The 26859-nt window shown below is 69.5% G+C and carries 26 protein-coding genes and 2 pseudogenes; 22 read left to right on the top strand and 6 right to left on the bottom strand.

Annotation, left to right across the window (positions count from 1 at the left end; all coding sequences use genetic code 11):
- Window positions 1-332: 332 nt before the first annotated feature.
- Together ACRXBZ_RS13335 and nucS are read left to right on the top strand one after the other, a co-directional pair.
- Window positions 333-467: pseudogene (locus ACRXBZ_RS13335) on the top strand (endonuclease NucS); the annotation flags it as partial.
- Between the two features lie 101 nt (window positions 468-568).
- Window positions 569-1228, top strand: coding sequence for an endonuclease NucS (nucS, locus tag ACRXBZ_RS13330; protein ID WP_168589847.1), 660 nt, complete (start codon window positions 569-571; stop codon window positions 1226-1228).
- A 114-nt stretch (window positions 1229-1342) separates the two neighbouring features.
- On the opposite strand, the gene ACRXBZ_RS13325 is transcribed toward nucS, so the two are convergent.
- From ACRXBZ_RS13325 to ACRXBZ_RS13310, 4 genes and pseudogenes are all read right to left on the bottom strand, one after another.
- A complete protein-coding gene (locus ACRXBZ_RS13325; RefSeq protein ID WP_168585114.1) occupies window positions 1343-1480 on the bottom strand; it encodes a hypothetical protein in 138 nt (45 codons plus the stop codon).
- A 384-nt stretch (window positions 1481-1864) separates the two neighbouring features.
- Complete coding sequence (locus ACRXBZ_RS13320) at window positions 1865-2503, bottom strand: hypothetical protein (RefSeq protein ID WP_433879403.1); 639 nt, start codon at window positions 2501-2503, stop codon at window positions 1865-1867.
- Window positions 2504-2530: 27 nt separating this feature from the next.
- Window positions 2531-2688, bottom strand: a pseudogene (locus ACRXBZ_RS13315) (cytochrome c biogenesis protein CcdA); the annotation flags it as partial.
- A complete protein-coding gene (locus ACRXBZ_RS13310; RefSeq protein WP_433879402.1) occupies window positions 2682-2864 on the bottom strand; it encodes a hypothetical protein in 183 nt (60 codons plus the stop codon). The gene ACRXBZ_RS13310 and the pseudogene ACRXBZ_RS13315, both read right to left, overlap by 7 nt.
- Window positions 2865-3162: 298 nt before the next feature.
- Between ACRXBZ_RS13310 and ACRXBZ_RS13305 the strand changes: the two genes are divergently transcribed.
- The 15 genes from ACRXBZ_RS13305 to ACRXBZ_RS13235 all read left to right on the top strand — a co-directional run bounded on the left by ACRXBZ_RS13305 (window position 3163) and on the right by ACRXBZ_RS13235 (window position 17785).
- The gene (locus ACRXBZ_RS13305) at window positions 3163-4845 is read left to right on the top strand and encodes a sodium:solute symporter family protein (RefSeq protein ID WP_433883865.1); all 1683 of its coding nucleotides are present in this window, start codon (window positions 3163-3165) and stop codon (window positions 4843-4845) included.
- Between the two features lie 31 nt (window positions 4846-4876).
- A complete protein-coding gene (locus tag ACRXBZ_RS13300; protein WP_433879401.1) occupies window positions 4877-5134 on the top strand; it encodes a hypothetical protein in 258 nt (85 codons plus the stop codon).
- Between the two features lie 113 nt (window positions 5135-5247).
- Entirely contained in the window at window positions 5248-6228 is a 981-nt protein-coding gene (locus ACRXBZ_RS13295; RefSeq protein ID WP_433879400.1) for a DUF3558 family protein, read from the top strand.
- A gap of 73 nt (window positions 6229-6301) precedes the next feature.
- A complete protein-coding gene (locus ACRXBZ_RS13290; RefSeq protein WP_433879399.1) occupies window positions 6302-7816 on the top strand; it encodes an aldehyde dehydrogenase family protein in 1515 nt (504 codons plus the stop codon).
- Between the two features lie 161 nt (window positions 7817-7977).
- Window positions 7978-8973, top strand: coding sequence for a dihydroxyacetone kinase subunit DhaK (gene dhaK, locus ACRXBZ_RS13285; protein ID WP_433879398.1), 996 nt, complete (start codon window positions 7978-7980; stop codon window positions 8971-8973).
- Window positions 8974-8986: 13 nt separating this feature from the next.
- The gene (gene dhaL / locus ACRXBZ_RS13280; RefSeq protein ID WP_433879397.1) at window positions 8987-9625 is read left to right on the top strand and encodes a dihydroxyacetone kinase subunit DhaL; all 639 of its coding nucleotides are present in this window, start codon (window positions 8987-8989) and stop codon (window positions 9623-9625) included.
- A complete protein-coding gene (dhaM, locus tag ACRXBZ_RS13275) occupies window positions 9622-10299 on the top strand; it encodes a dihydroxyacetone kinase phosphoryl donor subunit DhaM (RefSeq protein ID WP_433879396.1) in 678 nt (225 codons plus the stop codon). Before dhaL ends, dhaM begins: the two co-directional genes overlap by 4 nt.
- Window positions 10300-10547: 248 nt before the next feature.
- Window positions 10548-11531, top strand: a complete 984-nt coding sequence (locus ACRXBZ_RS13270; RefSeq protein ID WP_433879395.1) for a DUF3558 domain-containing protein — start codon at window positions 10548-10550, stop codon at window positions 11529-11531.
- Window positions 11532-11553: 22 nt separating this feature from the next.
- Window positions 11554-11868, top strand: coding sequence for an Rv1322 family protein (locus ACRXBZ_RS13265; RefSeq protein WP_433879394.1), 315 nt, complete (start codon window positions 11554-11556; stop codon window positions 11866-11868).
- A gap of 45 nt (window positions 11869-11913) precedes the next feature.
- Entirely contained in the window at window positions 11914-12663 is a 750-nt protein-coding gene (locus tag ACRXBZ_RS13260) for an alpha/beta hydrolase (protein WP_433879393.1), read from the top strand.
- Window positions 12664-12939: 276 nt separating this feature from the next.
- Complete coding sequence (locus ACRXBZ_RS13255) at window positions 12940-13692, top strand: 3-hydroxybutyrate dehydrogenase (RefSeq protein WP_433879392.1); 753 nt, start codon at window positions 12940-12942, stop codon at window positions 13690-13692.
- Window positions 13693-13721: 29 nt separating this feature from the next.
- The gene (locus ACRXBZ_RS13250) at window positions 13722-15050 is read left to right on the top strand and encodes an MFS transporter (RefSeq protein ID WP_433879391.1); all 1329 of its coding nucleotides are present in this window, start codon (window positions 13722-13724) and stop codon (window positions 15048-15050) included.
- 4 nt (window positions 15051-15054) lie between these two features.
- Entirely contained in the window at window positions 15055-16863 is a 1809-nt protein-coding gene (locus tag ACRXBZ_RS13245; RefSeq protein WP_433879390.1) for a helix-turn-helix domain-containing protein, read from the top strand.
- Window positions 16864-17163: 300 nt separating this feature from the next.
- Window positions 17164-17487: a hypothetical protein gene (locus ACRXBZ_RS13240; RefSeq protein ID WP_433884141.1), complete on the top strand. Its 324-nt coding sequence runs from the start codon at window positions 17164-17166 to the stop codon at window positions 17485-17487.
- 70 nt (window positions 17488-17557) lie between these two features.
- Entirely contained in the window at window positions 17558-17785 is a 228-nt protein-coding gene (locus tag ACRXBZ_RS13235; RefSeq protein WP_433879389.1) for an alpha/beta fold hydrolase, read from the top strand.
- 211 nt (window positions 17786-17996) lie between these two features.
- Here the strand turns inward: ACRXBZ_RS13235 and ACRXBZ_RS13230 are convergent, their stop codons facing one another.
- Complete coding sequence (locus tag ACRXBZ_RS13230) at window positions 17997-19787, bottom strand: M protein (RefSeq protein WP_433879388.1); 1791 nt, start codon at window positions 19785-19787, stop codon at window positions 17997-17999.
- Window positions 19788-20038: 251 nt separating this feature from the next.
- Here ACRXBZ_RS13230 and ACRXBZ_RS13225 point away from each other — a divergent pair, with 251 nt between their 5' ends.
- From ACRXBZ_RS13225 to ACRXBZ_RS13215, 3 genes are all read left to right on the top strand, one after another.
- Window positions 20039-20437, top strand: a complete 399-nt coding sequence (locus ACRXBZ_RS13225; protein ID WP_168585100.1) for an SPW repeat protein — start codon at window positions 20039-20041, stop codon at window positions 20435-20437.
- A gap of 128 nt (window positions 20438-20565) precedes the next feature.
- Complete coding sequence (locus ACRXBZ_RS13220) at window positions 20566-21228, top strand: TetR/AcrR family transcriptional regulator (protein WP_433879387.1); 663 nt, start codon at window positions 20566-20568, stop codon at window positions 21226-21228.
- A 120-nt stretch (window positions 21229-21348) separates the two neighbouring features.
- Entirely contained in the window at window positions 21349-23751 is a 2403-nt protein-coding gene (locus ACRXBZ_RS13215) for a penicillin acylase family protein (RefSeq protein WP_433879386.1), read from the top strand.
- Between the two features lie 72 nt (window positions 23752-23823).
- Here ACRXBZ_RS13215 and mce read toward each other — a convergent pair whose 3' ends face one another.
- On the bottom strand, window positions 23824-24270 hold the full coding sequence (gene mce, locus ACRXBZ_RS13210; protein WP_433879385.1) for a methylmalonyl-CoA epimerase: 447 nt from the start codon (window positions 24268-24270) through the stop codon (window positions 23824-23826).
- Window positions 24271-24402: 132 nt separating this feature from the next.
- Between mce and ACRXBZ_RS13205 the strand changes: the two genes are divergently transcribed.
- Window positions 24403-25410 carry a hypothetical protein gene (locus ACRXBZ_RS13205; protein WP_433879384.1) on the top strand — a complete coding sequence of 336 codons (1008 nt, stop codon included), beginning with the start codon at window positions 24403-24405 and terminating at the stop codon, window positions 25408-25410.
- Window positions 25411-25658: 248 nt separating this feature from the next.
- Window positions 25659-26846 carry an acetyl-CoA C-acetyltransferase gene (locus ACRXBZ_RS13200; RefSeq protein ID WP_433879383.1) on the top strand — a complete coding sequence of 396 codons (1188 nt, stop codon included), beginning with the start codon at window positions 25659-25661 and terminating at the stop codon, window positions 26844-26846.
- Window positions 26847-26859: the final 13 nt, after the last annotated feature.

Here is a 26859-nt window from a genome sequence, read left to right as displayed (position 1 = left end):
CTACGCCAACCCTGACGAGAGCATGGGAACCTTCCTGTCACCTCCGGGGGCAGCGGGTTGGAGCATGGGAACCTTCCTGTCACCTTCGGGCGCGCCTTGGTACCGAGCGTCGCGCCGACCGACAGCGCGATGAGCGGCACCGGGCCGAGGAGCTGGTGCAACTGGGTGTGCGCGCCGTCTTCGGCGAGTTGTTCGCGGGCTTGACGCGCAGCAGGGTTCGGGCGAACGACACGGGGCGTAGCCGTATCTCGCCCAGCGGGAAGATCGAGGTCCGACCTGTCCGGGCCCCGGGGGTGCTCGACTTCTCGATCGACGTCCGTACTCTGTGCCGGGTGCGACTTGTCATTGCCCGTTGCCAGGTGGACTACGTCGGTCGGCTCACCGCGCACCTGCCCATGGCGCAGCGCTTGCTGCTGGTCAAGGCCGATGGTTCCGTGTCGGTGCACTCCGACGACCGCGCCTGCAAATTCCGCTATCCGTGGTCGAGACATCTGTCTCTGTTCGCGGGTTGGCTTCGCGGTGCTGTCCGAGGATGCGCCGGATGCTCGCTCTTGCGGAGGTGTGCCCAGTGAGGTTGGTCGTCGCTCGTTGCCAGGTTGACTATGTCGGTCGGCTTACGGCGCATTTGCCGATGGCGAATCGGGTGCTCATGGTGAAAGCGGACGGCTCTGTTCTCGTCCATTCGGATGGTGGCTCCTATAAGCCGCTCAATTGGATGTCGCCTCCTTGTTGGCTTATTGAGGATCCGGATGTCTGGACGGTGCAGAACAAGGCCGGGGAGAAGCTGGTCATCCTGATCGACGAGATCATGCATGACTCGAAGCATGAGCTAGGTGTCGATCCCGGTTTGCAGAAGGATGGAGTGGAGGCACACCTGCAGGAGTTGCTGGCCGAGCACGTCACCACTCTCGGCAAAGGGTGGTCGTTGGTGCGCCGGGAGTACCCGACCGCGATCGGCCCGGTGGATCTGATGTGTCGAGATGCGGCCGGGGTCAGCGTCGCGGTGGAGATCAAGCGACGTGGTGAGATCGACGGCGTCGAGCAACTGACCAGGTACCTGGAACTGCTCAATCGCGACCCGTTGCTGGCCCCGGTGAAGGGCGTGTTCGCCGCCCAGCAGATCAAGCCCCAAGCCCGCACCCTCGCTGAGGACCGGGGCATCCAGTGCGTCGTGCTGGACTATGACGCCTTGCGCGGCACCGACCCCGACGAGTTCCGTCTGTTCTGACGCGGCTCCGCTCCTCGTCCGTCGCCAGCGGCGGGCGAGGAGTCACAGAGGCGTGGCAGGAGTGTGCGCGAGTAGCAGCCGAACAGGCTTCTCCGGTAAGGGCTGGAGGGCTGGTCACTGCGCGTTGAGCTGATCTCGGTCGTGGTCTTCGGCCTCAAGGATTGCTTCGTTGGCGGCGGGGTTCCACCAGCGGGCGAGGGCTGTGTCGAAGAGCCGGTGGAGGTCGTCGGGTTCGAGGGCGTCGACCTCCACCTGGACCAGCTGGCCGTGTTCAGCGACGAACCGTGGCGCGCGGGAGTCGGTGCCCTTCCCTGGCTGGGGCGGCAGATCGTATTCGCGAACATGCTCGGCGGTGAGGCCGACTCGTTCGGCGTGGTCCCAGCACGCGGGCGAGGAAGTCTCGTTCGAGGTCGACGCCAGAGGGATCGAGGTCCCCGGCGAAGAGCAACACGGCGGCGCGGCCTGCGGACAGCCACGACCCCACCGCGGCCCCTGCGGGATTCCAGGTCCCCACCGCCGACCGGCCCCACAACGACTCCAGGGCCTCGCCGACCTCGTCGTCGGCCACCGTCACCAACGGCCGGGTCGCCGATCTTCACCGCGGTCTTGCCGACCGCGGTGGCGTAGCTGTCGTGGCTAATGACTGTCGTGGTTACGGTATGCCGATTCCCAGGATTGGAGCTTGCGGCGAATCTCGTTATCGAGAGACGTACGGTCGCTTGGTCGTTCCTCGTAACGAGTGCGCAGCGTGCGGATCGTCGTGAGCAGATCGCGTTCTTGCGCTGGCTCGTAGAAGCCGACACCGCAGATCAGGGTGACCGCCTGATACGGGGTGATGGCCTCCTCCCGCAGCGATCCCGCGGCGTTGAGGCACGCCATCGGGAAGTAGGCGTCAGGCGTAGCGCGACCGACCAGAACCGTGGGCGGGATCCTCAGCAGCGCCGACGCGGCGATCTCCTCGTCGCGCGCGGCGCGCCGCTGCGGATCCGCAGCGACCTCGGCCAGTGGCTCCCGGAGTTGGGCGAGGCATTCCAATCCCGTCTGCTCCCACACGCTGGTGCTCCGGCGCTGGATCGGGTTGTCCAGAAAAACCAGCACGGACCGATAGGACTCCACGACGCCGCTAGCGCCCTCGTCGGCGTAGGCCAGCAACGCACAGCCGTGAATGAACCAGGTCAGCGCCCGCTGCAGCGCCTGCTCCGGGTGTGCACGGGCATGCTGCTGTTCCCCTTCCTGGAGCTGTTGGATCCGTGCCCGGACTCCCGCTGGCCGCACCCTGATCAGCGTAGGGCGTCGGGCTCAGACACACGGAGTCCATCCCAGTCCTAACACCCCGCCCAGCAATGGCCGCCAGCAGCCCGGCGCCGGGGGGCACGGTGCAGGCGAATGTCACGCTGCAACGGCGGTATCAGCCCGAGAAACACCAGCCCCATCAGCACCGTGACCACGCGAGTCAGCCGCGGTCGGACTTGCCGCAGGGGCGCAGTCGCACGGCCGTCCACGGGTCCAGCAGTCCGGCGAAGTGCCGGAGGAAGGGGTCTGCTCGGCCGCGGTCTGGTTGTGCGTCGTTCCCGGTCTGGTCGTTCGGGTCGTCCGCGAGTCCGGCGATGATCGCCAGATCGATCCGGGCGTTCACAGCTTCACCCCCGTCGCTGCGCATGTGCCAACAGTGACGATACCGGTCACACTCCGTTGCGGGGAGCGCTTTTTCGCATATCACTCGCATGGCCGCGTCGGGTCGCGCTCCCCTGTGCGGCGGGTGATCGGCGGGGCGTCTCATCGGGCGGAAGTCGCCTGATCGATTTAGTGTCGAGTTTCAACGAAATGGTATCGGCTCGATGTGATCCGCCCCACTGTGCGGTACTGTCCGGCTGCTGTCGCAAACGTGGTGGTTGTCGTTCGAGTTTGTTGGGTCTGGAGGTGGCGTGACGGTGGTGCTAGCTCAGGGTCAGCTGCTTGACGCCAACGCGGTGGATTTTGCGTTGTTGGCGTTGTACTTCGCTTTTGTGCTGGGTATTGGGTATTTGGCGCGGCGTGCGGTTTCCACCAGTCTGGACTTTTTCTTGTCGGGGCGGGCGTTGCCGGCGTGGGTGACGGGTTTGGCGTTCATCTCGGCGAATCTGGGTGCGATCGAGATCATCGGTATGTCGGCGAATGGTGCCGAGTACGGGATGCCGACGATGCATTATTTCTGGATCGGTGCGGTGCCGGCCATGCTGTTCTTGGGCGTGGTGATGATGCCGTTCTACTACGGCTCGAAGGTGCGCAGTGTTCCGGAGTTCATGTTGCGGCGGTTCGGGAAGGCGGCGCATCTGGTCAACGGGATCAGTTTCGCGGTGGCGCAGATTTTGATCGCGGGTGTGAACCTGTATTTGCTGGCCAGCATCGTGAATGCGTTGCTGGGTTGGCCGTTGTGGTTGTCGGTGTTGCTGGCGGCGGCGATCGTGTTGTCGTACACGGCGTTGGGCGGGTTGTCGGCGGCGATCTACAACGAGGTGTTGCAGTTCTTCGTGATCGTGGCGGCGTTGTTGCCGTTGACGATCGTGGGGTTGGTGAAGGTCGGCGGTGTGCAAGGTCTGGTGGCGAAGGTGTCGGCGGGTCCGGGGGGTGCGGCGCAGCTGTCGGCGTGGCCGGGCACTCAGTTGACGGGGTTCGACAACAGCGTGCTGAGCGCGGTGGGTCTGGTGTTCGGGTTGGGGTTCGTGCTCAGCTTCGGGTACTGGACGACGAACTTCGTCGAGGTGCAGCGGGCGATGGCGTCCAAGAGCATGTCGGCGGCGCAGCGGACGCCGATCATCGGGTCGTTCCCGAAGATGTTCATCCCGTTCATCGTGGTCATTCCGGGGATGATCGCGGCGGTGCTGATCCCGGAGCTGGCGGCGTACAAGCAGGCCGGTGGCACCGGTGGCGGGGGTGTGGATTACAACGATGCGATCTTGTTGTTGATGCGGGATTTGCTGCCGAACGGGATTCTGGGGATCGCCCTGGCCGGGTTGCTGGCGTCGTTCATGGCGGGGATGGCGGCGAACTTGTCGTCGTTCAACACGGTGTTCACCTATGACATCTGGCAGTCGTACGTGGTGCGGGACCGGGCGGATGGTTATTACCTGCGGATGGGTCGCTGGGTGACGGTGGCGGCGACGCTGGCGGCGGTGGGCACGGCGTTCATCGCGGCGGGTTATTCGAACTTGATGGATTACCTGCAGCAGTTGTTCTCGTTCTTCAACGCGCCGTTGTTCGCGACGTTCATCCTGGGGATGTTCTGGAAGCGGATGACCCCGCATGCGGGGTGGGCGGGTCTGGTGCTGGGCACGGTGTCGGCGGTGGTGGTGTTCGGGCTGTCGGAGTCGGGGGTGCTGGACCTGCCGGGGCAGGGCGCGAGTTTCGTGGGTGCGGGTGCGGCGTTCGTGGTGGACATCGTGGTGAGCGTGGTGGTGTCGTTGGCGACGCGTCCGAAGCCGGAGACGGAGTTGGCGGGGTTGGTGTACTCGTTGACGCCGCGGGCCAGCCGGCAGGCCGCGACCAGTGGGGAGGACGCGGGCTGGTACCGGCGGCCGGGTCTGCTGGCCGGGATCGCCCTGGTCCTGATCATCGCCCTCAACATCGTCTTCGGCTGACGCTGACCGAAGCAGACAAGGAGGTCTTCCCATGGCGAGCCGGGGTTCGGGGCACACCGCTGGTGCCTTCGACATTCGGACGATAATCGCGCTGCTGTTCGGCATCTACGGCATCGTGCTCACCATCGTGGGCGTGGTTCAGCCGCATGCCGAGATCGACAAGTCCGCCGGGGTGAACATCAACCTCTGGGCAGGCATTGGAATGATCGTTTTCGTGGTGGTGTTCGTGACCTGGGTGCGACTGCGCCCCATCGTGGTGTCCGACGAGGCCGGGACGTCCGGGGAATAGGCGCGGGCACCCGCCGTGACGGCGTCCGCACCCCCGGTGCGGACGCCGTCCGCGTTCCGGCGGATCCGCAGGTTCCCGTCCACGATGGCCGATCGCTAGATAGTGTGATCGCCGTGCCCCGACCAGTGACCTCGATCGCCGCGCTGCTCGCTGCGCTCACCACGCTCGCAGCGGCGGGCTGCGCCGCGGAGGGCAAGTCGACCTCGGCCCGGCGGGCCGTCGAGGTGTCGAAGTTCGAGCTGAACAAGCCCGGGCTGCTGGACCAGGCCTTCGCGCCGGACCGGCAGCGCGGGGTGGACGTGTGCGCCACGCTGCAGGCGATCGACCTAGGCAGGTTCGGCGCACCAGCCCCGGAATTCACCCCGGACGGCCTCGGGACCTGCGCGAACTACATGAAGGACCGCAACGGCAAGTCGTTCAACGTCACGCTCTACTTCGACGAGAAGGTGTCCGATGTCGGGGCGCACCGCATCGGCGGGCTGCCCGCCGCCATCTACGAGAACGGTTCGGGCTCCTGCTTCACGTCCGTGGCGTACGCCGGCGCCGACGCCGAGCAGTTCGCCGACCCGCGCGGGCTGGAGATCCAGCTGAGCAGCGAGCAGGCGGACGTCTGCTCGCCGGCCGTGCAGATCCTGACCGACGTCGTCGACATGGTGCGGACGAAACCGCCGGTCAGCCCCCGCTCGTCGGGTGGGCTGGCCGGGTTCGACCCGTGCGAGATCCTCGACCCGGCCGCGATCCGCGACGCGGCGATGGGCAGCCCGGCGAATTCGGCCGGTGGGGAAGGGCTCTACTCCTGCGAATGGTCGGCGGACAACTCCGTGATGGTGACCATCAACTTCGGCGTCGGTGCCTTGGACGGCAGCCCGCTGGCGCCGGTGGACCTCGCCGGCGTGCCGGGCCTCGTGGTGCCCGGCAGCTCCGACCCGCCGACCTGCGCGGTCGAGTGGGAGCACCGCAAGAACGCCAACGCGGCGGGCGAGAGCGAGTTCGTGCAGATCGAGATCACGAACATGGGCCGGATCCCAATGAATCCCTGCGTGAACGCGACCAATCTGGCGAAACAGGCGCGGGCCAAGCTGCCGACCGCATGACGGTCCCGGTCCGCCACCGAATTCCGTAGGCTTCACGATGACAACGACCGACGTAAAGGTGGGGAGGCCGGCGATGACCCAGACCGCCCGTGGCAGCGTCGAGATGCCCAACGGGACGACCGAGGAGCCACCGACGTTCGAATCGATCGACCCCCGCACCGGTGAGGTCGTGGGGCGTCACCCGATCCACGACGTGGCGGAGGTCGGCGCGCGGGTGGCCGCGGCGCGCGAGGCCCAGCCGGGGTGGGCCGAGCTCGGCTTCTCCGGGCGCAAGCAGCGGCTCGACGCGTGGCGGAAGCTGCTTTCCAAACGCGTCGACGAGCTGGCCGCCGTCGTCTGCGCGGAGACCGGCAAGCCGCTCGACGACGCCAAACTGGAACTGGTCCTGGTGATCGACCACCTGCACTGGGCGGCGGGCAACGCCGAAAAGGTGTTGCGCCGCCGGAAGGTCTCCTCCGGCGTCCTGATGGCGAACCAGGCCGCGACCGTCGAATACCTGCCGTACGGCGTGATTGGCGTGATCGGCCCGTGGAACTATCCGGCGTTCACGCCGATGGGCTCGATCGCCTACGCGCTGGCCGCGGGCAACGCGGTGGTGTTCAAGCCCAGCGAACTCACCCCCGGCGTCGGGCAGTGGTTGGTCGACAGCTTCGCCGAGGCGGTGCCCGAGCACCCGGTCTTGCAGTTGGTGACCGGTTTCGGCGGGACCGGCGCGGCGCTCTGCGCCTCCGGGGTGAACAAGGTCGCCTTCACCGGTTCGACCGCCACCGGCAAGCGGGTGATGGCGTCCTGCGCGGAGAACCTGATCCCGGTGCTGGTCGAGTGCGGCGGCAAGGACGCCTTGATCATCGACGCGGACGCCGACCTGGCCGCTGCCGCCGATGCGGCCGTGTGGGGCGCGATGTCCAACGCCGGGCAGACCTGCATCGGTGTGGAGCGGGTCTACGTCGTCGACGCCGTCGCGGACCGGCTCCTGGAGATGATCGCCGAGCGGGCCGGGAAGCTGCGTCCGGGCGGTGAGCCGGGCGCCAACTTCGGCCCGATCACGATGCCCTCACAAGTCGACATCATCCGCGGCCACATCGACGACGCGCTGCAGCGCGGCGGCCGGGCCGTGGTGGGCGGCGAGCATTCGGTGCGTCCCCCGTTCGTCGAGCCCGTGGTGCTCACCGATGTGCCGGAGGACTCCACCGCGGTCACCGAGGAGACCTTCGGGCCGACCATCGTGGTGCAGCGGGTTCGCGACGCCGACGAGGGCGTGGCCCGCGCCAACAACTCCCGCTACGGCCTGGGTGCGTCGGTGTTCTCGCGGGCCCGGGGCGTCGAGCTGGCGCGGCAGCTGCGCACCGGGATGGTCGCGGTGAACTCCGTGATCGCTTTCGCCGGTGTGCCGTCGCTGCCGTTCGGCGGGGTCGGCGACTCCGGGTTCGGCCGGATCCACGGCGCGGACGGGCTGCGCGAGTTCGCCCGGCCGCAGTCGGTGACCCGGCTCCGGTACCGGCTCCCGCTGAACCCGATGAGCTTCGGCCGGGCCAAGGGCACCGTCCGGCGCGTGGTGCGGCTGATGCGGCTGGTGCGCGGACGCTGATCCGACTCCGCTTGATCGACTCGGCGTTTCGCCTGGGCTTGCGCTGTGGGTGACAGGAAGGTTCCCTTGCTCTCGCACCCCGCGACCGGGCGTTGGGGTGCGGAGTCGACGGTTAGTCGATCGGCGCCCGGCGTCGGTGCGGCAGGCAAGGAGGCCAGCGGGTGAAGAAGATCATCAACGATCCGGCGGACGTGGTCGCCGAGTCGCTGCGGGGCATGGCCGCCGCGCATCCGGACCTGCTCCGTGTCCGCACCGATCCCGCGGTGATCGTGCGCGCGGACGCCCCGGTGTCCGGCAAGGTCGCGGTGGTTTCCGGCGGCGGCTCCGGGCACGAGCCGCTGCACGGCGGGTTCGTCGGGCCGGGGATGCTTTCGGCGGCGGTGCCGGGCCCGGTGTTCACCTCACCCACCCCGGATGCGGTGCAGGCGGCGATCGACGAGACCAACGGCGGCGCGGGCGTGCTGCTGGTCGTGAAGAACTACACCGGTGACGTGCTCAACTTCGAGACCGCCGCCGAGCTGGCCGGGATGGACGGCGTCGAGGTCCGCAGCGTGATCGTCGACGACGACGTGGCCGTGAAGGACTCCACGCACACCGCGGGTCGGCGCGGCGTGGGCGGCACGGTCCTGGTGGAGAAGATCGTCGGCGCTGCCGCCGAGCGTGGCATGGACCTGGACAGGTGCGAAGAGCTGGCCAAGCGGATCGTGTCGCAGGTGCGCTCGATGGGCATGGCGGTGAACGCGCCGACCGTGCCGCACGTCGGCCAGCCGAGCTTCGACCTCGCCGCGGACGAGATGGAGATCGGCATCGGCATCCACGGCGAGCCCGGCCGGGCCCGGGTGCCGCTGGCCTCGGCGGACGAAATCGTCCGGCGGCTGCTGGACCCGATCGTCGAGGACCTGCCGTTCGCTTCCGGGGACGACGTCCTGCTGTTCACCAACTCGATGGGCGGTACCCCGCTGCTGGAGCTCTACCTGGCGCACGGCATCGCCGAGCGGTTGCTGGCGGAGCGCGGCATCCGTGTCCGGCGCCGCCTGGTCGGGCCGTACATCACTAGCCTGGAGATGCAGGGCATGAGCCTGACGCTGCTGAAGCTGGATGACGAGCTGACCGAGCTCTGGGACGCGCCGGTGCACACCGCCGCGCTGCACTGGTGAGGGAGAACGCGGGATGGGTTGCACTGCACACGATGTGGTCGTCGCGTTGCGCGCGGGCGCGGCCACCGTCGCCGAGCACCGCGACGAGCTGATCGAGCTGGATCGGGCGATCGGCGACGCCGACCACGGGGAGAACATGGACCGCGGCTTCCGCGCTGTTGTGTCCAAAGTGGACACGGTGGCGCCGGAGACGCCGGGCGCGGTGCTGAAGCTGGCCGCCACCGTGCTGATCTCCACCGTCGGCGGCGCGTCCGGACCGTTGTACGGCACGGCGTTCCTGCGCGCGGCGGCCGCGGTCGGCGCAGCCGAGGAGCTCGACGGCGCGGCGGTCGCCAAGGCGCTGCAGGCCGGGATGGAAGGCGTCGTCGCCCGGGGCCGGGCGGCCGTCGGCGACAAGACGATGGTCGACGCCCTCTCGCCGGCGGTGGAAGCTGCCAAGAGCGCCGCGGAATCCGGTGAGAGCGCGGCGAAAGTGCTGGCCGTCGCCGCCGAAGCCGCGCACCAGGGCACCCAGGCGACCGAACCGCTGGTGGCCCGCAAGGGACGCGCGTCGTATCTTGGCGAGCGCAGCGCCGGGCACATCGACCCAGGCGCGCGCTCGACCGCATTGCTGCTGTCCGCATTCGCCGAAGCCACGAGGTCCCGCTCATGAACGTCGGACTGGTCATCGTCTCGCACAGCGCCCGGCTCGCCGAAGGCGTCGTCGAACTCGCCCGGCAGGTCGCGCCCGACGTGCGGGTCATGCCCGCAGGCGGACTGCCGGACGGCAACATCGGCACAGACTTCGAGAAGGTGTCCGCCGCCCTCTCGGACGCCAACACCGGTGCCGGTGCCGTCGTGCTCTACGACCTGGGCAGCGCGCAGATGCTCGCCGAACTCGCCGTGGAATCGCTGGGAGATCCGAGCACCGCGCTCGTCGTCGACGCGCCGCTCGTGGAGGGCGCGGTCGCCGCGGCCGTCGCGGCGCAAGGCGGCGGCGACATGCGGGGAGTCGCGCGAGCCGCCGAGGCGGCGGCCGAGGGCGGCGAGCTCGCCGAACCGGGCGCGCCGACGGCGGAAGAGGAAGTCCGCCAGGAACTGGAACTGGCCAACGAAGTCGGCCTGCACGCCCGCCCGGCGGCCCTGCTGGCCCGGAGCCTGACCGGGTTGCAGGCGAACGTCACGATCTCGTTGGGCGACAAGGAAGCCGACGCGTCCAGCGTGCTCGGCGTCATGGGCCTGGGCGCGCGTAAGGGCGACCAGATCGTCTTGCACGCCAACGGCCCGGACGCGCGCCAAGCGGTCGAGCGCGTCCTCGACCTCGCCAACCGCAACTTCGACGAGTAGCCGGCTCCCGGACGGAGGCTCGACGAGCCACCGGCGTCTCGGATGACAGGAAGGTTCCCTTGCTCCCAACCCTGCAGCGTCGGGTGTGACAGGAAGGTTCCCTTGCTCCCAACCCTGCAGCGTCGGGTGTGACAGGAAGGTTCCCTTGCTCCCACCCTGCAGTGCCGGGTGTGACAGGAAGGTTCCCTTGCTCGCGTCGGCAGCGGTGTGGCTGGCCGTCGGGGCGCGGGCGCGGTTAGGGTGAGTTGATGTCGCTTCTCCGCCACCGAGGCATGCCGCTGCTGCTCCTCCTGGTGCTGCTGGTGGCGGGGTGCACGCCGGAGACCCCACCGCCCAGCCAGTCCGGCAGCCGGCAAAGCGATGCGGGCACGGCCCGAGCTGAACTCGGCGATCTGCGCACAGTGGACCCCTGCACGCTGGCCGATCCGGCCGCGCTGCAGGGGTTGGGGCAGACCGAGAACACCGGCACGGTGTCGCTGGACTACTGCCTGCTGCACGTGAAGCCGTATGACGGCTCGCTGGTCCAGCTCGCTATCGGGGAACTCGCCGACACCGTCCCGAACCAGCAGGGCAGCCCGGTCGTCCAGCGCGGGTCGCTGCGGATCGTGCAGGACGCGCCGCTGCCCGGGCACTGCACCCGGCAGATCCTTTTCGCCGACAACATCGCGATGCAGGTCAGCGTCGATCTGCTGGTCGGCGACCCGGCCGCCGGGCTCTGCGCGATCGCCCAGGCCGGGGCCGACGCGGCGGTCGACGCGCTCGAACAGCACCGGGTTGGGCACCGGGCGTACGCGGCGAACTCGCTCGCCCTGGTGGATCCGTGCACGCTGCTGGATTCCGCTGCCGTGCAGCAGATTCCCGGGTTGGAAGAGGCGCAACCGCAGCCGACCCCGGCCGGGCACCAGTGCATGTGGGGTGCGCCGGAGGCAGATTCGCCGCGGGTCCAGTTCCTGCACACCGCCGGTGATCCGCCGAAAGTCCTGCACGGCGCCGCCGTCGAGGAGTCGATCGCGGACCGGCGCACCGTGCTCAGCATCGTAGGCGGTGACCCACAGGTTCCGCTGTGCTCCGCGGAAACCGGGCGCCTCCCGTTCGGCGACCCGGCCGCCGGTCAGGTCGAGGTGGCGATGCTGGTCGTGGCCGTTCCAGGCATGACCGGCATCGATGCGTGCGAGTACGCCCGCGGGCTGGCCGGGCAGGTCTGGCCGCACCTGCCGACGTCTGCGCCGTAGCCGGGCCGTTACCGTTGCGGACGTGCCTCGACGTAACCGACCACAGCGCCCCAAGGGCCTGACCCAGGACACCAGCCACCGTGCGATGGGCACCGCGTTCGGCATGTCCCGCGTCGAACACGGCCCGGACGGCGACTGGATGGTGCGCACCGTGCCGGCCGCGCAGGCCACGAAGGTCTACCGGTGCCCGGGCTGCGACCACGAGATCAGACCTGGCATCGCGCACGTGGTGGCCTGGCCGGAAGCGGAGCAGGGCGGCGTGGCGGACCGGCGCCACTGGCACAACGGATGCTGGAACGCGCGCGGTCGGCGCGGGCCGACGCGGCGCTGGTCGTAGCACGTCACACCATGTCTGCCACTCGTTCGTGGCAGGATCGGGGCGATGAGCACCGAGATCCGCGCCAACACGATGCTGCCGGCCCGCCGCGAACAGATCACCCTGCACACGGCCGACGGGCTGAAGCTGATCGGTGAGCTGGCCTTGCCGGAGTCCCGGCCGCCGCGGGCGACGCTGATCTGCCTGCACCCGCTGCCCACCCACGGCGGCATGATGGATTCCCACATCTACCGCAAGGCGGCGTTCCGGCTGCCCGCGCTCGCCGGCCTCGCAGTGCTGCGGTTCAACACACGCGGCACCGTCAGCGAGGCGGGGCGCAGCGAGGGTAGCTTCGACGGCGGCAACAGCGAGCGGTTCGACGTGGCCGCGGCGCTGGAGTTCGCCGAGTTCCACGACCTGCCGAACGTGTGGCTGGTCGGCTGGTCGTTCGGCACCGACCTGACGCTGGTGCATGGCCTGGACCCGCTGGTCGAGGGCGCGGTGCTGATCTCCCCCCCGCTGCGCTGGAGCACCGAGGAGCACCTGGCGGCCTGGGCCGAATCGGGCAAGCCGGTGCACGCGCTGATCCCGGAGTTCGATGACTACCTGCGCCCGGACGAGGCGCGCCGGCGGTTCGCGGCGATCCCGCAGGCCGAGGTGACCGGCTTCCCGGACACCAAGCACCTGTGGGTAGGCAAGGCGGAGGCCGCGCTGGACGCGATCGTGCGGGTCGTGGCGCCGGACGTGCCGACGCCGCTGCCGCGCACCTGGGACGGTCCGTCGGAAACCCGCCAGGTCACCATCATCGACTCCTGACCGCCCCGGTTTGCGGGTGACAGGCAGGTTCCCTTGGTGGTGGGTGCTGCAGCTGACCAGGAGCGACGCCGCCTACGCGACCGGGGTGGTCCTGCCCGTCGACCGGGGACTAGCGGCGGACTAGCGGTGACTAGCGGTGAGCTGACGCCGACCCGGTGCCGGGCGGTTTGGCACCCGCCCGGCGCCAGTCGTGGGGAACAGGGCCATGGAAGCCAGTGATGTTGTGGTGTCTGCACACATAGGCGTTGCGGGGTTCGCCGCTTAACGTCCTGTGGCATGAGTGACAACCGGCTGGACGGGCGCGTTGCGCTGGTGACCGGCGCGGGCAGCGGCATCGGGCGAGCGTGCGCGCGGGCCCTCGCCGCGTCCGGGGCGAAGGTGCACATCGTCGATCTCGATCGGCCCGCCGCCGAGCGGGTCGCCGCCGACGTCGGAGGCTGGGCGCACGTCGTCGACCTGGCCGATGCCTCAGCGGTCGACTCGCTTCCCGCCGAGGTCGACGTCCTGGTCAACAACGCGGGTTTCCAGCACGTCGCCGCGCTGCCCGAGTTCCCGCCGGAGACCTTCGTCCGCATGCAGCAGGTGATGGTGACCGCCCCGTTCCTGCTGGCCCGCAAGGTGCTGCCGCACATGTACTCCCGGGGCTGGGGCCGGCTCGTGCACGTCTCCAGCGTTCACGGCCTGCGGGCCAGCCAGTTCAAGGCCGGTTACGTCGCCGCGAAGCACGCGCTCGAAGGACTGTCCAAAGTGGTCGCCCTGGAGGGTGCCGAGCACGGCGTGACCAGCAACTGCGTGAATCCCGGCTACGTCGACACGCCGCTGGTGCGCGACCAGATCGCCGGGCAGGCCGCCGCGCACGGCCTCGACGAGTCCGATGTCGTCGAGCGGATCCTGCTGCACCGCGCCGCGCTCAAGCGGCTGATCGATCCCGATCGGGTCGCCGAGCTCGTGCGCTGGCTCTGCGGGGAGCACGCGGCACACGTCACCGGCGCTTCCGTACCGATGGACGGCGGCTGGACCGCCGCCTGACCCGGCCCAGACACAAAGGAGTGTTTCCCTTGGCCAGCAACCAGAACCGCTCGATCGCGCGGGTCGTCGGAGCCAGCCTGATAGGCACGACCATCGAGTGGTACGACTTCTTCCTCTACGGTTCGGCCGCCGCGCTGGTGTTCAACCACCTGTTCTTCCCCCAGGCGGATCCGCTGACCGGCACCCTGCTGGCGTTCACCACCTACGCCATCGGGTTCCTCGCCCGGCCGCTGGGCGGGCTGGTGTTCGGGCATTTCGGCGACCGGATCGGGCGCAAGAAACTGCTGGTGCTCAGCCTGCTGCTGATGGGCGGTTCCACCTGCGCGATGGGACTGTTGCCCACCTATGCAGCGGTCGGCGTGGTCGCGCCGCTGCTGCTCACGTTGTTGCGGCTGGTCCAGGGCTTCGCGCTGGGCGGCGAGTGGGGCGGCGCGGTGCTGATCGTGTCCGAGCACGGCGACGACCGGCGCCGCGGGCTGTGGGCGTCGTGGCCGCAGTGCGGGGCTCCCGGCGGGAACCTGCTGGCCACCGCGGTGCTCGCGGTGCTCGCCGCGACGCAGTCCGACGAGGCGTTCCTGGCTTGGGGCTGGCGGGTTCCGTTCTTGCTCTCCGGCGCGCTGGTGGTGATCGGCCTGTGGATCCGGCTCGCGGTCAGCGAGTCGCCGGTTTTCCTGGCCGCGCAGGCGAAGGCCGAGCAGCGCGAAGAGACCAAGACCGTCCCGGTGGTCGCGGTGTTCCGGTCGCACTGGCGTCAGGTGTTGGTCACCATCGGCTCGCGGATGGCCGAGAACGTGTCGTACTACGTGCTCACCGCGTTCATCCTGGTCTATGTCACCGGTCCGCTGGGGTTGCCGAAGTCGGTCGGGTTGAACGCGGTGCTGATCGGCTCGCTGCTGCACTTCGCGGCGATCCCGCTGTGGGGCGCGCTGTCCGACCGGATCGGGCGCAAGCCGGTCTACCTGTTCGGAACAGTCGCGATGGCGGCGTGGGGCTTCGCGTTTTTCGCCCTGCTGGACAGTAAATCGGTCGTGGTGATCACGGTCGCGACGACCGTGGGATTGTTGCTGCACGGCGCGATGTACGGGCCGCAGGCGGCGTTCTTCGCCGAGCAGTTCCCGACCCGGGTGCGCTACACCGGGCTTTCCATCGGCGGGCAGCTGTCCTCGATCGCCGCAGGTGCGCTGGCGCCGATCGTCGCCGTGGCGCTGCTGCAGGGCTTCGGCAGCACCGTCGCGGTGTCGGTCTACGTCCTCACGATGTGCGCGATCACGCTGGTCGCGGTCGTGTTGGCGAAGGAGACGGCGGGCAGCTCGCTGCACGACGAGGCACCGGAGGCCCGTGCAGCAGTGACAAGATGAGCAAGTGAACGACGACGTGGTCCGGCTGCTCGAACTGCTCGCCGCAGGCGCGAGCAGCGAGCAGCTGGCGCACGTGGCGGTCGAGAACCCGCAGCTGGGCAAGGTCACCGCGCTGGCGCTGCGGGTCCACAGCACACTAGGTGCGCACCGCCGCCGCGAGGCCGAGCTGAGCGCGCTGTTCGACACCGCGAGCGACCTGGCCAGGCTGCGGGACACCGACGCGGTGCTTCGGTCGATCGTGCGCCGCGGCCGCACGCTGCTCGGTGTGGACGTCTCCTACCTGAGCCTCAACGACGAGGTTGCCGGCCGCACCTACATGCGGGTCACCGACGGGTCGGTGTCGCGGTTGTTCCAGAAGGTCACGCTCGGCATGGGCGAGGGGCTGGGCGGGCTGGTAGCGCAGACCGCCCAGCCGTACGCGACCCACGACTACTTCGCGGACGAGCGGTTCCGGCACACCGGGCCGATCGACTCGGCGGTCCGCGACGAGGGGCTGACCGCGATCCTGGGCGTGCCGCTGGCGCTCGGCGACCAGGTCATCGGCGTGCTCTACGCCTCTGACCGGACGCGCCGCGAGTTCACCCCGGACGAGGTCGCCCTGCTGTCCTCGTTGGCGGACCACGCCGCGATCGCGCTGGACAACGCCGCGCTGCTGGAGGAGATCAGCGCGCACAGCGAGGCCCTGCACCGCGCGGAGGAGGCCCACGACCGGCTGATGGATCTGGTGCTGCGCGGCGGCGACGTGCCCGAGGTGGCCGCGGCGGTAGCCGATGTGCTGCGTGGTGCGATCGGGATGTTCGACGCGGACGGCACCGAGCTGACGGGTTCGGGCTCCGCGCCGCCCGAGCCGTCGGCGGAAGCGGTCGCGACGTCTCGGGCAGCTGGCCGTGCAGTGTCCACATCGGACGGTTGGGTGTGTGCGGTGCAGGCCGGACCGGAACTGCTTGGCAGCATCGTGCTGGTCGGGCGGGCGGATCTGGTCGACGCGGACCGGCGGCTTTTCGAGCGGGCGGCGGTGGTCACCGCCTTGCTGCTGATGCTGCGCCGATCTGTGGCGAAAGCGGAGGACGAGGTGCGCGGCGAGCTGCTCACCGACCTGCTGACCTCGCCCGACCGTAACCGGGGCGCGCTGCTCGCCCGCGCCGAGCGGCTCGGACTGGACCTCGTCGAGCCGCATGCGGTGCTTATCGCGCACGCCGACAGGGTGCCCCGCACGCGGCTGGCGGTGGCGGCCGGCAGGTGCGCCGCGCTCGCCGGCATGCACGCCGAGGAGGTCGTCCTCCTGGTGCCCGCAGGCGATCCGGGAGCGACGGCGTCCCGCATCGCCGCCGGACTGCGATCCATGGTGGACACGCCGGTGACCGTCGGTGCGGCCGGTCCGGCGCGTGGGCCGCAGGAGATCGCCGCGGCCCACGCCGAAGCGGCCCGCTGCCTGCGCGTCTTGCTCGCGCTCGGCCGGATCGGCGAGGGTGCGGCCATGGACGGGCTTGGGTTCCTCGGCGTGCTGCTGGGCGAGCAGACCGACTTGGGAGGTTTCGTGCGCCGAACGATCGGACCGGTGCTCGACTACGACGCCCGGCGAGGCACCGAACTGGTCGACACGCTGCACGCCTACTTCGCCGCGGGGGCGAACCTCACCCGGGCCAGGGACGCCCTGCACGTGCACGTCAACACGGTCGTGCAGCGGCTGGACCGCGTCGGTTCCCTGCTCGGCTGCGACTGGCAAGCGCCGGACCGAGCGCTGGAGATCCAACTCGCACTGCGCCTGCACAATTTGCAGGCCTCGCGGATCCGCCCAGCCCAACGCCCGTGAGCGTTTTTCGGTGCTATGGCACCCAAAATCACTCACGGCCAGGTGGCGACCTTCGCCGCGGCGGCGCGTGGGGTCGGTAGCGGAACCGCCGCACGGCCGCGAGCATCCGCGACGGCGCCCGGCCTGTGGACCAGCGGGGGCTCGGCGCGAGCGCGCTGGACGGTTCACCGGCGCGGAGCCTGGCGGAGCCTGGGGGGAGAGAGAACCGCCGCACGGCGAGCACCCGAGCCTCGACCTCGCGGCCGCCGACATCCTGGCCCTGCTGGACCGGTTGGAGCTGCCGCAGGTCGTCCTGGGCGGATGCTCGATGGGCGGCTCCGTCGCGATGGCGGTGCCGCGGGCCTCGCCGCAACGGGGTCGCGGGTCTGCTTCTCGTCGACACCAGGGCTGTCGCCGACAACGACGAGCGCGGACCGGCGGCTTTTCGAGCGGGCGGCGGTGGTCACCGCCTTGCTGCTGATGCTGCGCCGATCTGTGGCGAAAGCGGAGGACGAGGTGCGCGGCGAGCTGCTCACTGACCTGCTGACCTCGCCCGACCGTAACCGGGGCGCGCTGCTCGCCTGCCGGGGGCGACGGCGTCCCGCATCGCCGCCGAACTGCGATCCATCGTGGACATTCCGGTGACCGTCGCCTGTACAATTTGTAGGCCTCGCGGATCCGCCCAGCCCTAGGCCCGTGAGCGTTTTTCGGTGCTATGGCGCCCAAAATCACTCACGGCCAGGTGGCGACCTTCGCCGCGGCGGCGCGTGGGGAATCCGGTCCGGAGGACACCCTGACGCCGCCCGAGAACGCGCGCGAACTCGCCGGCGCGCTGTCAGGAAGCGAGCTCGTGACGCTGCCCGGTGCCGGGCACCTGCCGTCGATCGAGTCGCCGGACGCATTCGCCGAAGCCGTCCGCCCCCGGCTTTCCCGGCTCGGATGAGCGCTAGTTCTCGCCCGGTGGTCGGGCATCCCGCTCGATGCTGCGATCAGGCGACTTCTTCGAAACGGCCGAGCAGTTCAAGTGATCCGAAGCGGACGCCGCTGGGCCGCACGATGTACGCGCCGGACCGCCGCCTGTCGTGGGTCCGACCAGTACTCGAGGGCGAGCGGGCCACAAGTTCGCGAAGGTCTTGGCTCGTCAGGAGCCGCGGTCACCGGCGCTGCTGGTTGGTGGCGTCGATGCGGGTGGCGCTGTGGGAGCGCTGCTGGCCCTTGCCGTCCGGCACCGGCAGCTGGATGCGGCGCGTCGGCTCGTCGTGCGGGCCATGGCCGCGGGCCGTGTCCCGGTGGATCTGCTCCGTCGGCCCGTCGTCGACGGCTTCGCCGCCGCCCGACGGCTTGCCGCCCTGCCCCTTCGGCTTCGCCTGCTTCGCAGGCTGTGCCTCGACCTGCTTCGCGGCTCCGGCCTGCGGCGACTTCGTCGCCTCGGGCGCCGGCTTCGCCTGGTCACCCGACTTCGCGGCCCCGCCCGGCTTCGTCGCGTTGCCCGGCTTCGCCGCGTCGTCGCGGGAGTCTCGGGCGAGGTTGGCTTCGGCGTCCTCGCGGGCTTGTTCGCGGGCTTCCGCCGCCGCTTCCCGGAGCTTGTCCTCTTCGGAATCCTCTTGGGCGAGGCGTTCCAGGAGGGGCGTCGTCTGGCCGAGCATCTCGGCGGCGTCGCGGAGCTTCTTCGCCACCGATTCGCGCAGTTCCGTCAGGGAGTGGACCTGTTTGTCGGCCTTGGCGAGGCGGCGCTGGACTTCTTCGGTGGTCGTGCCGAGGCGGCGCTGGGAGTCCTCGCGGGCCGTCTCGACCAGGCGCCTGCTCTCGCGGGTCGCTTCGTCGATGAGGCGGGTCGCCTCTTCGGTGCACTCGCGGACCAGCCGCTCGGACTTCTCCGTCGCTTCGCGGACCAGCCGCTCGGACTTCTCCGTCGCTTCGCGGACCAGCCGCTCGGACTTCTCCGTCGCTTCGCGGACCAGCCGCTCGGACTCCTCCGTTGCTTCGCGGACCAGCCGCTCGGCTTCCGCCTTGCTCTCGCGGATCCGCTTCTGCGCGGCCTCGGTGCTTTCCCGTTCGCGCTTCTGCGCGGCCTCGGTGGACTCGCGGGTGAGCTTCTGGGCCGCTTCCGTGCTTTCCCGCTCGCGCTTCTGGGCGGCCTCGGTGGATTCGCGGGTGAGCTGCTCCGCCTTCGCGGTGGCGTCGGTGACCATGCGGTTCGCCTGGTCGGTGGCTTCGCGGACCCGGCGGTGCGCCTCGTTGGTGCCTTCTCGCAGGCGGCGGTTGGCCTCTTCGGTCGCTTCCCGGACCCGGCGCTCGGCTTCGGCCTTGCTGGTGGCCTCCTGCTCGGCGAGGGTCCGCATGGACTCGCTGCGGCGCGCGGCCATCGCGATCTCGAAGTCTTCTTCGACCTGGGTCCGGCGGGCCTCGGCCTCCTGGTCGGCGCGCTTGCGGTTCTCCTCGGCCTCGCGGGTGATCCGCCCCGCTTCGGCCTTGGCCTTGTCCATCAGCGAGCGGTGTTCGGTCTCCATCTCGCTGCGTCGGCTGTCGACCGCGGAGATCAACCGCTCGTAGCGGTTGCGGAGGTTGTTCGCCTCGGACTCGGAGCGCGCGCGGATCTGGGCCGCGTCGTTCTCGGCGCGGCCCCGGATGTCGTTCGCCTCGTCCTGGGCGAGCCGCAGCATCCGCTGCAGCCGCTCGCTGAGGCCTTCCAGCGTGGTCGGCGGCTTGGCGAGCCGTTCGACCTGGCCGCGCAGGTTCTCGATCTCGGACCGGGCCGATTCGAGCTGCTTCGACAGATCCCGCGCCTGGGAGACCGCGGCGTCGCGATCCGCGGAGAGGATGCGGATGTCGGCGTCGAGTCGCTCGAGGTGCTCATCGACCTGGGCGCGGTCGTAGCCGTTCTTGCGAGCGAGGTCGAATCCCGATCCAAGTGGCAGCAAATCGCGGTCGTCGGCAAGGCCCATGGCAACCAAGTTACCTGGAAGACGACGTTGTTGTGGGAGGTGTGGCACGTATCCGCCGGATTTTCCTCGCCCGGCGCGGAACCCTCCGACGAGCACCCCGGACGAGGTTTCGCCACGGGGTGCCGGTGGTGACCCGCGGGGGGCGGATCCCGGTCCGTCGGCGGAAGTGGCGAACAGGGCGAGATCGCGGGTACCGGACTCTTGACCGGCTGGCCAACCAAGGGTGAAGATGTAGGCGTAAGTCGGGTGCAGTGGAGGTGATCGACGTGGCGGATAGGTCGAGCGGTTCGACTGTCAAACCGTGGATCCGCTGGCAGGACTGGGCCGGAGTGGTGCTGGGCGCCTACCTGATCCTCGCGACGATGTGGACGTCGACGAACGGGTCGGCGATGTCTGCGATGATCGTGCTGGGTGCGCTGCTGCTGATCGCGAGCGTGTGGTCGCTCGCCGTGCCGGGGTCGATGACCAGCGAATACAGCCACATGCTGTTGGGTGTGCTGCTGTTCATCTCGCCGTGGGTCCTCGGCTACAGCATGTTCACGGGAGCCTCGTGGACTTCTTGGATCGTCGGCGTCCTGGCCGTCATCGCCGGTGCCGCCGCACTGCCCGAGGCCAACGCCGCACACCGCGGGGTGGCCGGCCAGCATTAGGTGGTCGCTCGTACGATCACGACCACTCGCGAGTGCGACACAGCGCGGTCCGGCGGTAACGTCCGGGCCGCGCGTTCTTTTGGTCAACTCGCCCGGTGGAAGCCGGCCGGAAGTTGGAGGTCGGATCCATGGCGCAGGCACCGGGTGATCGCGGCGCCCGCAAGCGTCCGTCCACTTCGGACGAACTCGTCGAGGCGGCGCAGGGCGATCAGGGCGAGTCCGCGCGGGAGCGCATCCTGGCCGCGGCCGGCGAGCTGTTCGCCGAGCACGGCTTCGACGCCACGCCCACCTCCCGGATCGCCGAGCGGGCCGAGGTCCCCAAAGGACTGATCCACTACTACTTCCGGCGCAAGCAGGACCTGCTGACGGCGCTGGTGGAGCGGCTGCCCGAGGACCTGGTGGAATCCGATCGGGTGGCGGTCCGGGGCGATGTCGCGGGCAGCCTGCGCCGGCTGGTCGGCGAGCTGGACGCGCGGCTGGAGTCGTCGTTGCTGCTCAGCCACCTGCTGTGGCGGGAGGCGGACACGCACGTCGCGGTGCGGCAGGCGCTGCAGCGGCGGTTCCGGACGGTGGTGGAGCTGATCCGCAGGGTGATCGAGCTGGCGCTGCCGCCGGGGCCGGTGAGCTGCGACATCGACACCGCCGCCGTGCTGCTGGCCAGGGTGGTCAACCACCGGCACTCGGTAGCCCGGTACGGCGCGCACGACGACGAGCTGGACCGCGAGATCAGCTTCGTCGCGAGGGCGCTGGAGCTGAGCGTCGGTAAGCCGCGGAAGATCAAGCCCGCCTGATTTTCCTCCTCAGCGCTCATTTTCGCGGCGTCACTGAACTGATCCTGAAGTTCTTTCAACCTTGTGAAAGATCGTTGCCCGCGCTAGAACTCCTGCAGTTGGCCGATGCGGGAGGTTGTGGTGGAGAGTGTTGGGCACGTTCGGTTTTCCAGGCGGCAAGGGCTCGTCGCGACGGCTGCCGGTATCGCCGGAGCCGGCATGATGGCGACGGCGGCGGATGCGACTCCCAGCGGCTCGGCCGCCGGTGACTTGCACTACCGGGTGCGGGGGCTGCGGGCCCCGGTGGAGTTGATCGAGGACCGCTACGGCGTCCCGCACCTCTACGCGACCAGCGAGGACGACGTCTTCCTCGCCCAGGGCTTCAACGCCGCGCGGCAGCGGCTGTTCCAGATCGACCTGTGGCGCCGCCGCGGCCTGGGGCGGCTCGCCGAGGTGCTCGGCCCGGATTACGTCGAGCAGGACCGCGCCACCAGGTTGTTCCTCTACCGGGGCGACATGGACGTGGAATGGGCGCGCTACGCCAAGGACGCGCGGCGGATCGCGACGCAGTTCACCGCTGGGATCAACGCCTACCTGGACTGGCTGGACGAGCACCCGGAGAAGCTGCCGCCCGAGTTCGGCATCCTCGGATACGTGCCCGCCCGGTGGGAACCGGAGGACGTGGTGCGCATCCGCAGCCACGGCCTCACCCGCAATCTGACCAGCGAGGTCAAGCGCGCCAAGGTGGCCTGCGCCGCCGGGGTGGACGCCGACCTGGTCCGGCAGGGCCTGCAGCCCGATCGGCGGACGACCGTGCCCGATGGCTTCGACCCGTGCGCGATGCCCGCGGACGTGCTCGAGGTCTTCGAGCTGGCCACCCAGGAGGTCGCGTTCACCAACGGCGCGATCACCAGGGCGCTCCGCGACGCGACCACCGAAGGCAGCAACAACTGGGTGATCGGCGGGCAGCGGACCGCCACCGGACGCCCCATCCTGGCCAACGACCCGCACCGGGCCTACTCGGCTCCGTCGCTGCGCTACATCGCGCACCTGTCGGCCCCCGGCCTGGATGTCATCGGCGCGGGCGAGCCGGCGCTGCCGGGAATCTCCATCGGGCACAACGGGACCATCGCGTTCGGGCTCACCATCTTCCCGATGGACCAGGAAGACCTGTACGTCTACCAGCTCGACCCGGACGACAGCACCCGCTACCGGTACCGCGACGGGTGGGAGTCGATGACGATCCGGCGCGAGAAGGTGGCCGTGCGCGACGAGGCTGAGCGCACCGTCGAACTGGCCTTCACCAGGCACGGGCCGGTGATCCGCGTGGACGAGCGGCGGAACCTGGCGTACGCGGTGCGGACGGGGTGGCTGGAACCGGGCATGTCGCCATACTTCGGCAGCGTCTCCTACATGCGGGCCCGCAACTTCGACGAGTTCACCAAGTCGATGCGCAACTGGGGCGCGCCCACGGAAAACCAGGTCTACGCCGACGTGAAGGGCAACATCGGCTGGGTGCCGGGCGGCCTGGCGCCCAAGCGCGTCGGCTACGACGGCCTGCTGCCGGTGCCCGGCGACGGCCGCTACGAGTGGAACGGCTTCTACTCCGGTGACGACCTGCCGCGCCAGCTCAACCCGGCGGACGGGTTCATCGCCACCGCGAACCAGTTCAACCTGCCGCCGGAGTACCAGGACAAAGGCCTCGGGTTCGAGTGGACCAACCCGTTCCGGCACCAGCGGATCGTCGAGGTCCTTTCGCGGCGGGAAAAGCACAGCGTGGCCGATTCCGCGGCGCTGCAGAACGACCAGCTGTCCATCCCGGCCCGGCGACTGATCGCGCTACTGTCCAATCTGGACAGCGGCGAGTCCGGTCTCCGCCGTGCGCTGCGCCTGCTGCGCGGGTGGGACGCCGTGGAGGCCGCCGATTCGAACGCGGCGGCGCTGTTCGAGGTGTGGCTGTCGAAGCACCTCGGGCCGGGATTCGTGCGCGCCGCGGTGCCGAAGGCGGCCGGGGTGATCGAGGACGCCGACACGTTGGTGCTGCTGGGCGAGTTGGAGAAGCCCGGCAGGTGGCTGCCCGACGCGGCGGCCCGCGACCGGCTGCTGCTGGACACGCTGCGCTCCGCCTACGCGGAGGTGCAGGAACTGCTGGGGCGCGGCGAGGGGAACTGGAGGTGGGGCAAGCTGCACCACAGCTTTTTCGGGCACCCGGCGTCGGGGGCGTTCGACGACTCAGATCGCGCCCGGTTCAACGTCGGCCCGCTGCCGCGCGGCGGCTCGCCGGACACCGTGAACCAGTCATCGTACCGTACCCAGGACTTCCGGCAGACCAACGGCCCGTCGTTCCGGATGATCCTCGACGTGGGGAACTGGGACTCGTCGATCGCGGTCAACACCCCCGGCCAGTCCGGCGACCCGGATGACCCGCACTACCGGGACCTGGCCGAATCCTGGCGCACCGGAAAGTACTTCCCGCTCGCCTACAGCCGGGCGGCCGTCGAGAAAATCGCCGAACGCCGGATGCTGCTGCTCCCGGCGACATAAGCCGTGAGTCTTTCGGGTTGCTGTGGCGGTTGCTGTGGCAACCCGAAAGACTCACGGTCGGCGATGGCATCCTCAGTGGACTTCGGCGGGCTCGACCAGTTCGACGAGCACGCCGCCGGCGTCCTTCGGGTGCACGAAGTTGATGCGGCTGTTCGCCGTGCCTCGGCGCGGTTCTTCGTAGAGCAGCCGCAGCCCCTTGGCGCGAATCGCCTCCGAGGCCGCCTCGATGTCAGTCACCCGATAGGCGAGTTGTTGCAGGCCGGGGCCGTGGCGGTCCAGGAACTTCGCGATCGCCGAATCCTCGCGCAGCGGCGCGAGCAGCTGGATCTGCGTGGCACCCGTGGTATCGCCGGGCGCGCGCAGCATCGCCTCGTGCACGCCCTGCTCCTCGTTGACCTCGGAGTGGGTGACCTGCAGGCCGAAGGTGTCGCGCTGGAAGGCGATGGCCGCGTCCAGATCGGCTACCGCGATGCCCACGTGGTCCACCGCCGTGACCAGACCGCTCAATTCAGCTCGCATGGCGGCAGCCTAACTCGCGGCCGCAATCTGCGGGAATACCGGCAAATCCGGAAGATCGAATTGCCCCAACGAGCGGAGTCGGGTGACCTTGCTACGCACGGCATGTGGCTGATTCACCCGAGAGGGGCAAACATGGTCAGCAGGCAACGTGGACCGGCCCGCAAGATCGCGATCCTGGTGGCATCGCTCGGATTCACCATCGGACTCGGCGTTCCCGCCGCGCTGGCCGCCGGTGGCGGAGGCGTGAACAGCGGCGGAGGCGGCGACAACCCCAGGGCGGACCAGCTGCGCCGAGACCGGGCGTGGGTGGCGCCCGGGCCGCTGGTATTCGGGGCCGAACCGTACGAAGCGGCGAGTTCCGCCGCGGCGACCGCAGCCGGAGCGGCCAACTGCACGATCAGCGCCCAGGCCGCCACCAACCTGACGCTGTCCACGACCTGGCCCGAAGTGGCCGGATCCGGCGAAGCCCCGTCGCCGATGACCCTGTCCCGCTACGACGACCAGACCTCCCTCGCCGACCCCGAACGGCGCGCGAAGGGCCTGTTCTTCAACCCCGGCGTCGGCATCTGGCAGCTCGACTCGGCCGGGCTCGGCGCCGGCGAAACCGCCGCAACCGCCATCGACTCGGTCGGTGCCGCGAAGAAGATGGCAACGTACATGGTCAACAAGTACTGCGCCGCGATCAACGGCGGATCGACCGCCGCGAGCGCCCGCGCCGCCGCTTGGAAGGGCTGGCACGCCTGCGACACCGGCTCCTGCGAGTCGATCTACCAGCGGTTGGAAGCCGGCGGTGTGACCAAGGACGACAGCGTCAACAGGTACGGCGGGGCGCAGCCGCGCACCTGCACCTACGAGGGCGCCGATTACGACTGCCTGCACGTCGACCCGAGCAAGGCGCAGGGCGAAGACGTCTGGACCGCACCCGACTTCGGGCCCGCCCCGGTCCCGGAGCCCTTCTACGTCTTCACCTACGCCGAAGGCGGCAAGAAGTACGAGGTGCGGTACTGGCTGAAGGCCGAATCCGGCGCGGACACCGACGTGTCGGCCTCCCGGGAACTCGGCGTAAACGCCCGCACCAAGCTGTCCTGGGCCGAGGAATCCAGCCTCTGCGACACCACCACCGGCACCGGCAACTGCTGACCAACCGCAGCGGTGCGGGCGGGAGGAAGGGAACCTTCCTGTCACCGATCGGCCCGTAACTGCCGGGCAGCACCGGGCCGGGACTTGCGAGCAAGGGAACCTTCCTGTCACCGGCGGCCGCTTATGGCGGTCGTCACAGGCGGCACCGGGTGCCATCACAGGTATGGTCCGGGCATGTCCGCAGGGCCATGATGGTGCTGCGACGCATCGATGACGTGGTAGTCAGCGAAGACGCACGGGAGGCAGTGGTGGGTAGTTCTGTGATCGTGGCGGGTGCGCGGACCCCGATGGGGCGGTTGCTCGGCTCGCTCAAGGACTTCTCTGGTGCGCAGCTGGGTGGGGTTGCGATCAGGGCGGCGTTGGAGCGGGCTGGGGTGGGTCCGGATCAGGTCGGGTACACGATCATGGGTCAGGTGCTGACCGCTGGTGCGGGGCAGATCCCGGCGCGGCAGGCGGCGGTGGCCGCGGGTATCCCGATGGATGTGCCGGCGTTGACGATCAACAAGGTGTGTCTGTCGGGGTTGGATGCGATCGCGTTGGCTGATCAGCTGATCCGGGCGGGTGAGTTCGAGATCGTGGTGGCCGGTGGTCAGGAGTCGATGACGCAGGCGCCGCATCTGCTGACCGGGTCGCGGGAGGGTTTCAAGTACGGCGACGTGCAGATGCTCGACCACCTGGCCCACGACGGCCTGTTTTGCGCGTTTGACCAGGTCGCGATGGGTTTGTCGACCGAGAAGTACAACGCTGGGTATGGCGTGAGCAGGCAGGAGCAGGACGCTTTCGCGGCTCGTTCGCACCAGCGTGCCGCTGCGGCGGTGGAGCGGGGTGTGTTCGCGGAGGAGATCGCCCCGGTCGAGGTGCCGCGCCGTAAGGGTGATCCGGTGGTGGTGGATGCCGATGAGGGTATTCGTGGTGACACCACGGTTGAGACGTTGGCGAAGTTGCGTCCGGCTTTCGCTGCGGATGGCACGATCACGGCGGGTTCGGCGTCGCAGATTTCCGATGGTGCGGCGGCGGTCGTGGTGATGAGCAAGGCCAGGGCCGAGGAGCTGGGGTTGAGCTGGTTGGCCGAGATCGGCGCGCATGGTGTGGTGGCGGGTCCGGATGCGAGTTTGCATGAGCAGCCGTCGAATGCGATCAGGGCCGCGTGTGTCAAGGAGGGGGTCGACGCCGCGGGTCTGGATCTGGTGGAGATCAACGAGGCGTTCGCGGCGGTGGGGATCGTGTCCGCTCGTGCGTTGGGTGTGGGTGAGGACAGGGTCAACGTCAACGGTGGTGCGATCGCGTTGGGGCATCCGATCGGCATGTCGGGTGCGCGGTTGGCGTTGCATCTGGCGTTGGAGCTCAAGCGTCGTGGTGGTGGCACCGGTGCGGCGGCGTTGTGCGGCGGCGGAGGCCAGGGCGATGCCCTGATCCTCCGGGTCCCCAAGGCCTGATCCGTCCCGGACC

Origin of the sequence: Saccharopolyspora hattusasensis (assembly GCF_050972075.1) — a bacterium.
Classification (GTDB): Bacteria; Actinomycetota; Actinomycetes; order Mycobacteriales; family Pseudonocardiaceae; genus Saccharopolyspora; species Saccharopolyspora hattusasensis.
This window is presented reverse-complemented; position numbering and strand designations above follow the sequence as displayed.

Bases quoted from the DNA above. Each gene is read 5' to 3' on its own strand.
- mce (WP_433879385.1), bottom strand. From the start codon at position 24,270: ATGCGAGCTGAATTGAGCGGTCTGGTCACGGCGGTGGACCACGTGGGC.
- ACRXBZ_RS13300 (WP_433879401.1), top strand. From the start codon at position 4,877: ATGGCGAGCCGGGGTTCGGGGCACACCGCTGGTGCCTTCGACATTCGG.
- ACRXBZ_RS13240 (WP_433884141.1), top strand. From the start codon at position 17,164: ATGCTCGATGGGCGGCTCCGTCGCGATGGCGGTGCCGCGGGCCTCGCC.
- dhaL (WP_433879397.1), top strand. From the start codon at position 8,987: ATGGGTTGCACTGCACACGATGTGGTCGTCGCGTTGCGCGCGGGCGCG.
- ACRXBZ_RS13220 (WP_433879387.1), top strand. From the start codon at position 20,566: ATGGCGCAGGCACCGGGTGATCGCGGCGCCCGCAAGCGTCCGTCCACT.
- ACRXBZ_RS13235 (WP_433879389.1), top strand. From the start codon at position 17,558: ATGGCGCCCAAAATCACTCACGGCCAGGTGGCGACCTTCGCCGCGGCG.
- ACRXBZ_RS13205 (WP_433879384.1), top strand. From the start codon at position 24,403: ATGGTCAGCAGGCAACGTGGACCGGCCCGCAAGATCGCGATCCTGGTG.
- ACRXBZ_RS13230 (WP_433879388.1), bottom strand. From the start codon at position 19,787: ATGGGCCTTGCCGACGACCGCGATTTGCTGCCACTTGGATCGGGATTC.
- ACRXBZ_RS13260 (WP_433879393.1), top strand. From the start codon at position 11,914: ATGAGCACCGAGATCCGCGCCAACACGATGCTGCCGGCCCGCCGCGAA.
- ACRXBZ_RS13290 (WP_433879399.1), top strand. From the start codon at position 6,302: ATGACCCAGACCGCCCGTGGCAGCGTCGAGATGCCCAACGGGACGACC.
- dhaM (WP_433879396.1), top strand. From the start codon at position 9,622: ATGAACGTCGGACTGGTCATCGTCTCGCACAGCGCCCGGCTCGCCGAA.
- ACRXBZ_RS13270 (WP_433879395.1), top strand. From the start codon at position 10,548: ATGTCGCTTCTCCGCCACCGAGGCATGCCGCTGCTGCTCCTCCTGGTG.
- ACRXBZ_RS13255 (WP_433879392.1), top strand. From the start codon at position 12,940: ATGAGTGACAACCGGCTGGACGGGCGCGTTGCGCTGGTGACCGGCGCG.